The sequence below is a fragment of the Microbacterium sp. KNMS genome, from assembly GCF_053851835.1.
Genome location: NZ_JBSQBP010000045.1, coordinates 1 through 7,588, shown reverse-complemented (window position 1 = coordinate 7,588; position 7,588 = coordinate 1). Strand labels below are relative to the sequence as shown.

Genomic DNA, 7,588 nt, shown 5'->3' with positions numbered 1-7,588 from the left:
ACCATAGCGATCCCCGTTCTACCGCGAGATTCCGCGGCTAGATCGAGAACCCATCCACTCCTTTTGGCCTATAACCCAGTAGGGCAGGCTGCTGCGGACCTTACGAGGCGCGGTGTCCGGCGGTGGCCGAAGAGGTCATTGCGTGTCCGTTCGTGTGGGCGCGGGTTCTCCCGCAGACGGGTCGACGACGCGCGCGCCATCTCGTTGTGCGGCCGCGCCGGAGGTCACGACGAGGATGATGCCGACCACCTGGAGCGGTGTCGGATTCTGTCCGAGCAGGAGCAGTCCGATCAGGATGCCGAACGCGGGCTCGATCGAGAGGAGTGTGCCGAACGCGGTGTGCGTCATCCTGCGTAGCGCGAGCATCTCCAAGCCGAAGGCGATCACCGGTGTGATCACAGCGATGCCCGCCGCGGTGGCGATCTCACACCCCAGGACGGAGTGACGGAGACCACCTGTGGCAAGCCGAGCAGTGCGGTTGCGGCAGCGGCGATCGGCAGGGTCATCGCGAGCCCGCTGATGCCGGCGAACCGGTCTCCGACTTTCTGTGTGAGCACGTTGTACAGGCCCCAGCAGGTCCCGGCAAGGAGCGCGAAACCGACTCCGACGAGGTCGATGCGACCCGACCACGGTTCGGTCATGAGCACGACGCCTGTGAGCGCAAGCGCAGGCCAGATGAGGGCCCGTCGGCGACGGCTGGTGATGCCGGCGACGACGAGGGGACCCAGGAACTCGATCGCCACCGCCGTGCCCAGGGGGATGAGCTCTGCCGCCGCAAGGAAGAAGGTCGTCATGAATCCCGTCACGATGCCGAGACCGATGAGGACGGGCACGTCGCGTCGGCGTACCGACCGCAGTGACGGTCGCGCGATCATCCACACAAGTGCCGCACCGAAGCACATCCGCAACCACGCTGTCCCCGCGGACCCGACGTGCTCGATCACGCCCACCGACAGAGCGTTCGCCAGCTGCACCGCGAGCATCGCGGCAACCGCCATCGACCACGGCGGAAGGACCGTCCGGCGCGCGGTCACGAGCCTGTGCCCATGAGCAGATCAGTAGCGGTGCTGGTTCCCATAAGATGCAGGATAGTGCACCGACCCGGCACGTCCCGCTCGGGACGCACCGGGCCTCAGCGCGGATCACCGCACGAGCGACGTCTCGCTCGTCTCCGCCTCGAGCTTCTGCCGTCGGCGCGCGACGACCCGGCCGCGGATCGAGAACGCGATCACGACGGCGAGCAGCGCGTAGAGCGCGATCGGGATCGGCCCGCTGACGAGCACCGAGAAGTCGCCGTTGGCGCTCATCGCGGCGTCGCGGAGGCTCGTCTCGGCCAGGGGGCCGAGCACCATGCCGATGATGAGCGGCGCCAGCGGATAGTCGACCGCCCGCATGATGAAGCCGACGATGCCGATGCCGAGCAGCATGAGCAGGTCGAACGTCGAGCCGCCGGTCGCGTACGTCCCGAGCGCGCAGAACACCGTGATGCCGGCGAACAGGTACGGCCGGGGGATGAGCAGCAGCTTGGCCCACAGCGTCGCGAAGGGCAGGTTGAGGATCAGCAGGACGACCATCGCGATGAAGAAGCTCGCGAGCAGCGACCACACGAGGTCCGGCGCACGCTCGAACAGCAGCGGGCCGGGCTGAAGCCCGTACTGGCGGAAGGCCGCGAGCATGATCGCGGCGGTCGCCGAGATCGGGAGGCCCAGAGCGAGCAGCGACCCCATCGCCATGCCGGTCGTCGAGTTGCCCGCGGCCTCCGGGGCGGCGAGACCGCGGATGGCTCCGCTCCCGAAGCGGGGGACGTCCCGACGGGCGTCGAGCCTCTTCTCGAGTCCGTACGCGAGGAAGGTCGGGATCTCCGACCCGCCTGCGGGCACGATCCCGAAGGGCACGCCGATCGCCGTGCCGCGCAGCCACGCGGGCGCCGCCTCGCGGAACTCGGCGCGCGAGAGCCAGGGCCGGCCGGCCGGCTTGACCATCGAGCCCTCGCCCGACTGCCGTGAGAGGCACGCGACGTAGATCACCTCGCCGAGCGCGAGGACCGCCACGGTCACGGTGACGAGCGAGATGCCGTCGAAGAGGTACGGCGACTCCAGGGTGAAGCGCGGAGCGCCGGACACGCTGTCGACCCCGATCACGGCGATCCCCAGCCCGAGGAAGAGCGATGCCATGCCGCGCAGCGGCGTGTCCGTCACGACGGATGAGGTCGCAGCGAACGCGAAGACCGCGAGCGCGAAGAACTCTGCCGGGCCGAAGCTGCTCGAGAAGTCGGCGAGGAGCGGCGCGAGGAAGACGACGAGCACCGACGCGACGAATCCGCCGATGAAGGCGCCGATCGCCGCGGTCGCGAGCGCCTGCGCCGCCCGGCCGCTGAGCGCCATCCGGTGCCCCTCGAACGTCGAGGCGATGGCCGAGGCCTGACCGGGCGTGTTCATCAGGATGCCCATGGTCGAGTCTCCGAAGAGCCCGCCGAAGTAGACCCCGGCGAACATGATGAACGCGGCGGTCGGCTCGAGGGCGAAGGTGACGGGCAGCAGCAGGGCGACCGCCATCGACGAGCCGAGGCCGGGCAGCACGCCCACCGCGGTGCCGAGCAGGCATCCGACGAGGACCCAGATGAGGTTCTGCCAGGTCAGCGCGCCGGCGAATCCGTCGGCGAGAAAAGGAAGGACGTCCATCAGAGCCCCCCTCCGAGAATGCCCGACGGCAGCGGGAGGCCGAGCAGCATGTCGAACGCGATGTAGATGACCGAGCTCAGGGTGAGCCCCACGAGCGCATTGAACAGCCAGCGCGACGACGCGAAGCCGCGCACGACGCCGACGAACAGCAGCGTCGCCGTGATGATCCAGCCGAGGACCTCGAGCAGGAGCGCGAAGGCGAGGAACGACCCCACGACCCACAGCAGCGATCGCCAGCGCGGACGGGAGAGGATGCCGCCTGCGCTGTCGGCTGCCGCGTCATCGGTCTGCGTCCGGCTGCTCTGCCACTGCCGGAAGCCCGAGAGCCCGAGCAGGACCGCCAGCAGGTAGAGGCCCGCCGAGATCAGTCCCGGGAAGAACTGCGGGCCGGGGAACGCCGCGCCCTCCGGGACCGACATCGTGAGGATGCCCACGAGCAGGTAGCTCGCGAAGGCCGCCAGGAGCACGGGCATCACGAGATGCGCCGCGAGCGTGGCGATCGACGGCGCCGTCGTGCGGGGCGCCCCCGGACCGCCCACGACCGCGGACAGGGCGGTGGGATTGTTCGAAGGCATCATTGCCCCATCTCCTCGTAGAGGTCGGCGATCCGAGCACGCTCGGATGCCAGGAAGTCGGTCAGCTCGTCGCCCGTGATCACGCGCTCCGTCCAGTGGTACCGCTCGATCGCGTCTTGCCACTCCGGAGTGTCGAGCGTCTCGAGGACGAGGTCGGTGAGCTCCGTGCGCTCTGTCTCAGACAGGGCGGAGGGTGCGGCCACCATGCGCCAGTTCGTCAGCGCCACGTCGTAGCCCTGCTCGGCCGCCGTGGCGATCTCGATGCCCTCGATCGGCTGCTCGGCGATCAGCGCCAGCGCCCGCAGACGCCCGGACGCGATCTGGTCGATGTTGTCGGGGTAGCCGCCCGTGGCCGCCTGCGCGGTCCCGTTCAGCAGGGCCTGGATGGCCTCGCCGCCGCCATCCGAGGAGATGTACGTCGTCTCCACGGGATCGATGCCCGCCGCGAGAGCGAGATCGGTCACGACGAGCTGGTCGAACGAGCCGCCGCCGGTCCAGGGCAGCGCCCGCGGATCCTCCCGCCATGCGGAGACGAGATCGTCGAGGGTCTCGTACGGGGAGTCGGCGGGGACGACGACCACGTCGTATTCCTCCACCATCACGGCGATGGGCGTGACGTCGTCGAGCGTGGCGGCCGAATCGAACTGGATCGTCGCCGCCAGGAGGCCGGTTCCCCCGACGAGGAGGTTGTTCGGCTGCCCCGCGAGGACCGACACGTTCCCGAGCGCGATCGTGCCGCCGGCGCCCGGCATGTTCACAACCTGCACGTTGTTCACCAGGCCGTTCGCCCGCTGCGCCTGCTGCATCTCGCGCGCGACGCCATCCCATCCGCCGCCCGGAGCGGCGGGAGCGATGATCGTCATCGATGCATGGAGGTCCGTGCCGGCGGCCGCGGACGTCACGGATCCGTACACGGCGGTCGCGATCGCCGCCGTCGCGAGGGTGGCGCCGACCACGCGTGTGACCGTGCGGGCGACCGGCGAGCGCCCACGGGGAGGGGTGACGGAATCGTCTGTGCTCATCTCTGCTCCTTCTGCGGACACCTTTGTCGCCGCAAGATGAGTAATAGGATGAGCCGCCGTGAGAGCGCGCGCCTCGTCCCGAGGCGTTGTGATCATTGATGCTCACCGAATCCTCGCGAGGACATGACAAGGACCGCCGACACCCGAACGCGCGCCGTGCGCCTCGTGATGCTCTTCCTGCCATCCGTCATCGTGCTCGCCGCGGTCGGCCTGACGACGCTCGTCGCGCTCACGGTGCAGGAGCGGAGCATCCGGGAAGCGACGACGCAGCGCGTGCACGACGTGGCGCGCGGTCTCGCCGAGCTGAACGAGGTCCGCACGGCGGTGGAGGCGGCCGGCGCGATCGGGACCGCCGAGCGCCCCGCCGACGCATCCTCCCTCTCGACGGCGACCGCGACGCTGCAGCCGCTGGCGGACGTGATCCAGCGCACGGCCGGGGTGTACTACGTCGTGATCACGGACGACGAGGGCGTGCGGATCACCCATCCCGATCCGTCTCAGCGAGGGGTCCAGGTGTCGACCACCACGGAGCCGGTGCTCGCGGGGGAGGAGTTCGTCGGCACCGAGACGGGGCCGTCGGGCGCCTCGCTCCGCGCGAAGGTGCCCGTGGTGGGCTCGAACGGGGCCGTGGTCGGCATGGTGGCCGTGGGCATCCTCGAGTCGAGCATCTCCGCCCAGACGGCCGCGGGCGTCGAGAAGCTGCTGCCCTGGGCATCCGCCGCGCTCATCGCCGCAACCCTGGCGAGCTCGCTGCTCGCGGCCGCGATCGAGCGACGGTTCCGGAGGAGCGACGCCATGGAGGCGGAGCACCGCCAGCTGCGTCATGTGACGGCGGCGCTGCGGGAGCAGGCGCATGAGTTCGGCACCCGACTCCACGTGATCCACGGCCTTGTCTCGCACGGCGACCGCGCAGAGGCACTCCAGTACATCGAAGGGGTCGTGCCCGTCCTTTCCGGGAACGGAGGCGAGGGCGCCTCCCGGCCCTCGGGGCTGCTGAGCGCGAGCATCGAGGCGCTCCGCTCCGAGCTGAGCGCGCGTGGGACGCGGCTCGAGACCGACATGAATCCGGACGTCCCGATCGACGAGGGAGTGCTCCTCGTCTTCGCGAATCTCGCGCGCAACGCCGCCGAGGCGGGGGCGTCGTCGGTGCGCTGCTCCCTGCGGCAAGTCGACGGCCGGTTCGTCGGAGCCGTCGAGGACGACGGGCCCGGCATCGACCCCGCCGACGTCGATCGCGTCTTCACGCGCGGCTATTCATCGAAGCCGGACGCGTCGGGCGTCGGGCGCGGGATCGGTCTGGCGCTCGTCCGACGAACCGTCACGTCGCGCGGCGGCACGATCGAGCTGCGTCGATCCGCGCTGGGCGGGTCGCGGTTCGACTTCGATCTGGGTGCCGAGCGATGAGTGAGCGGATCGGGGTGCTCATCGTGGACGACGATGCCGCGGCGCGCGCCCTGCACAGCCGGTTCGTCGCCGAGACACCGGGGTTCTACGTGGCGGCGACGGCGGCCACGGGGCGAGCGGCGCTCGCCCAGCTCGGACGCGGCGTCGATCTCGTGCTCCTCGACATGCGGCTTCCCGACATCAGCGGGATCGAGGTCCTGCACCGTCTGCGGACCCTGGGAGAGGCGGGGGCGGACGTCCTCGTGATCAGCTCGTCCCACGATCAGGTGACCGTCCGGCAGGCGCTCGCCGCACGCGTCTCGGGATACCTCGTGAAGCCGTTCACGCAGGAGGCGCTCCAGGAACGGCTGCGAGCGTACGCGGCCGACGCCGACCGACGACGGGCAGACGCTGCAGATCGGCGTCTCTCGCAGGGCGAGATCGACCGCCTCCTCGCCGTCGGCACCACGCGTGCTCCCGAACGGCCGAGGCGCGAGGGGCGAGTCGAGCTTCCCAAGGGGCTCGCCGCGCAGACACTCGAGCGCGTCCTCGCGGCGCTCGACCCCGTCCGCTCGGTCTCCGCCGAGGAACTCGCGGCCACGTGCGGGATCTCGCGCGCGACGGCTCGCCGGTACCTCGAGCACCTCGTCGCCGAGGGGCGGATCGACATCGCGCACAGCTACGGGCGGCGGGGCCGCCCGCGCGTGCTCTATCGGCTGGCCCCGGCGCCGTCAGGCTGACGGCACGCGCGCGTCAGCGGCTGTCGAGGGCGGGCCGCGGAGTCAGCATCAGGGCGGTGGCGATCGCCGCCGCGGTGAGACCGAGGACGCCCGTGGCGAGCAGCGCGAGGCCGGCGGGCCACACCGTGTGGTACTCGGCCTCGTAGGTGTATCCGTCGTACGTCCGGGTGAACTCGAGCGTTCCGCTGCTCGTCAGCACGATCCCGACGACGAGCGCGACGACCGGGATGCTCCATGCCAGCCCCCACGCCAGGCGTCGTCGGGCCGACCACGGGTCGTCGATCTGTTCGGCCGACGCTGCATCGAGGTCGAGTCGGTGCTGTTCGTGCTCGGGCGCGTCTGAATCCACGTCTGCACCCTATCGGCGAAGAGCGGTGCGAGGCACGGACTCGAAGGGCGGCGGCGCCTGCCGTCTGCCCGCGTGGGTGTCAGAAGGGTGGTGGTTCGTCGTCGTCGGGGGTGAAGCGGGCGACCGGTGGCGGGGTGTCGGTGTAGACGCGCCCGTTCGGGGACGTCCATTCGAGCACGCCGCCGGGGCCCTGTTTCACGGCCCATTGGGTCATCTGCTCGAGCATGTGATGCGTTTCACACAAGTACTCGAGGTTGGCCACGTTGGTGGGGCCTCCGCGGGAGTGGGGGTGGGTGTGGTCGACGTCGACGTAGTGCTTCCGAATGGCCTGCCGGCATCCCGGGAACCGGCACCGCTCATCCCGCGCCTTCAGGAACCGCCGCTGCGCCATCGTGGGGAATCTCTGATCCACGGTGAGGAGCACCCCCGTGTGCGCGTCCGTGAACGCCCGATTCCAGATCGTCGCGTCCGCGGCGATCTCCTTGGCGTCGATGATCGGGATGGGTCCTGCCCCGGCGAGGGTGGCGCCCTCGGTCCGGTGGGTGGGGTCGGCGAGCGCCGTGGCGGGGATGGTGATGTGCACGCTCCCGCGAATCGCGCCGAGCCCGACGGGCTTCATGGCCGACTTCCGTGCGGGCTCCGCGGCCGGGCCGAACGCCGAACCCGCGCCAGACGCAGAGCCCGTACCGTCCGCGGAGCCCGTGCCGGATGCTGAGCCCGTGACGTCCGTTGGGCTCGCGCCGAGTCCGACGTCCCCGGCCTTCGCATCGGCCGCGCCGCCCGTGCCGTCCCTGGTGGCGCCGAGGCCGACGTCGGTGTCCTTGTCCTTCGCGTCCGC

At 70.5% G+C, this 7,588-nt stretch carries 9 protein-coding genes; 2 read left to right on the top strand and 7 right to left on the bottom strand.

Annotated elements, in window-relative coordinates; genetic code table 11:
- Positions 1-135: 135 nt before the first annotated feature.
- The 5 genes from ACWXWW_RS17675 to ACWXWW_RS17655 form a co-directional block, all read right to left on the bottom strand.
- The gene (locus tag ACWXWW_RS17675; protein WP_455971291.1) at positions 136-366 is read right to left on the bottom strand and encodes an EamA family transporter; all 231 of its coding nucleotides are present in this window, start codon (positions 364-366) and stop codon (positions 136-138) included.
- A gap of 29 nt (positions 367-395) precedes the next feature.
- Positions 396-1,034, bottom strand: coding sequence for an EamA family transporter (locus tag ACWXWW_RS17670; RefSeq protein ID WP_455971289.1), 639 nt, complete (start codon positions 1,032-1,034; stop codon positions 396-398).
- 108 nt (positions 1,035-1,142) lie between these two features.
- Entirely contained in the window at positions 1,143-2,681 is a 1,539-nt protein-coding gene (locus ACWXWW_RS17665; RefSeq protein WP_455971287.1) for a tripartite tricarboxylate transporter permease, read from the bottom strand.
- Entirely contained in the window at positions 2,681-3,259 is a 579-nt protein-coding gene (locus ACWXWW_RS17660; protein WP_455971285.1) for a tripartite tricarboxylate transporter TctB family protein, read from the bottom strand. The genes ACWXWW_RS17665 and ACWXWW_RS17660 overlap by 1 nt, the downstream gene beginning before the upstream one ends.
- Positions 3,256-4,278, bottom strand: coding sequence for a tripartite tricarboxylate transporter substrate binding protein (locus ACWXWW_RS17655; RefSeq protein WP_455971283.1), 1,023 nt, complete (start codon positions 4,276-4,278; stop codon positions 3,256-3,258). The genes ACWXWW_RS17660 and ACWXWW_RS17655 overlap by 4 nt, the downstream gene beginning before the upstream one ends.
- A gap of 123 nt (positions 4,279-4,401) precedes the next feature.
- On the opposite strand from ACWXWW_RS17655, the gene ACWXWW_RS17650 reads away from it, so the two are divergent.
- Entirely contained in the window at positions 4,402-5,682 is a 1,281-nt protein-coding gene (locus ACWXWW_RS17650) for an ATP-binding protein (RefSeq protein ID WP_455971281.1), read from the top strand.
- Positions 5,679-6,401, top strand: a complete 723-nt coding sequence (locus ACWXWW_RS17645; RefSeq protein ID WP_324011681.1) for a response regulator — start codon at positions 5,679-5,681, stop codon at positions 6,399-6,401. The genes ACWXWW_RS17650 and ACWXWW_RS17645 overlap by 4 nt, the downstream gene beginning before the upstream one ends.
- Positions 6,402-6,414: 13 nt before the next feature.
- On the opposite strand, the gene ACWXWW_RS17640 is transcribed toward ACWXWW_RS17645, so the two are convergent.
- Entirely contained in the window at positions 6,415-6,750 is a 336-nt protein-coding gene (locus ACWXWW_RS17640) for a hypothetical protein (protein WP_271173985.1), read from the bottom strand.
- A gap of 79 nt (positions 6,751-6,829) precedes the next feature.
- A partial coding sequence (locus ACWXWW_RS17635; protein ID WP_455971279.1) for an HNH endonuclease signature motif containing protein occupies positions 6,830-7,588 on the bottom strand: 759 nt, incomplete at its 5' end.